Here is a 905-nt window from a genome sequence, read left to right on the forward strand (position 1 = left end):
CTAGCGGTGGCGAGGCGGCACGACCTGACCGACGCAGAGTGGGTGGCGCTGGAGCCGTTGCTGCCTGTGGGGCGTAGGCCGGGTCGGCCGTCGACATGGACGAAACGGCAGCTCATTGATGGGATCAGGTGGCGGACACGGGTTGGTGCCCCGTGGCGGGATGTTCCGGAGTGCTACGGATCCTGGGCTGCCGTGTACGGGCTGTTCCGGCGTTGGCAGCGTGATGGGACCTGGGCGAAGATCCTGACGGTGTTGCAGGCCCTGGCTGACGCGGCCGGGCGCGTGGTCTGGGACGTGTCGGTGGACTCCACGGTCGCCCGAGTGCACCAGCACGCCGCTGGGGCGCGTAAAAGGGGGATCTGCAGGCCGAGCCGCCGGGCGGGGTCACGGTCGAGCCGACCGATCACGCGCTTGGCCGGTCGCGGGGTGGGCTGACCACGAAGCTGCACCTGGCCTGCGAGCAGGGACAGAAGCCGTTGTCGATCGTGTTGACCGCCGGGCAGCGTGGGGACAGCCCGCAGTTCATGGCGGTGCTCGACGGGATCCGAGTGCCCCGTCTGGGCGCCGGCCGGCCCCGGACCCGCCCGGACCGGGTCCTGGCCGACAAGGCGTACACGTCGAAGGCCAACCGCCGCTACCTGCGCCGACGCGGCATCACCGCGACCATCCCCTCGAAAGCCGACCAAGACGCCAACCGACGCAAGAAGGGGTCCAAGGGCGGTCGGCCACCGGCCTTCGATCCCGAGCGGTACAAACAGCGTCACGCCGTGGAGTGCGGCATCAACCGCCTCAAGGGCAACCGGGCCGTCGCCACCCGCTTCGACAAACTCGCCGTCCGCTACGAAGCCACCGTGCACATCGCCGCGATCAACGAGTGGCTGTAACCGACTTCGACACAGGCCCTA

Annotated in this window: 1 protein-coding gene; it reads left to right on the forward strand. The window is 69.6% G+C overall.

Annotated features, from left to right (window positions below):
- Window positions 1-6: 6 nt before the first annotated feature.
- Window positions 7-884, forward strand: a protein-coding gene (locus tag ACPXCB_RS31525) for an IS5 family transposase (protein ID WP_425879767.1) whose coding sequence is annotated in 2 segments (ribosomal slippage) — window positions 7-358 and window positions 358-884 — 879 coding nt in all. Because the reading frame shifts where the segments join, the coding sequence is not laid out codon by codon here.
- The last annotated feature ends 21 nt before the right edge of the window (window positions 885-905 follow it).

Source organism: Micromonospora sp. DT62, from assembly GCF_049847285.1.
Classification (GTDB): Bacteria; Actinomycetota; Actinomycetes; order Mycobacteriales; family Micromonosporaceae; genus Micromonospora; species Micromonospora reichwaldensis.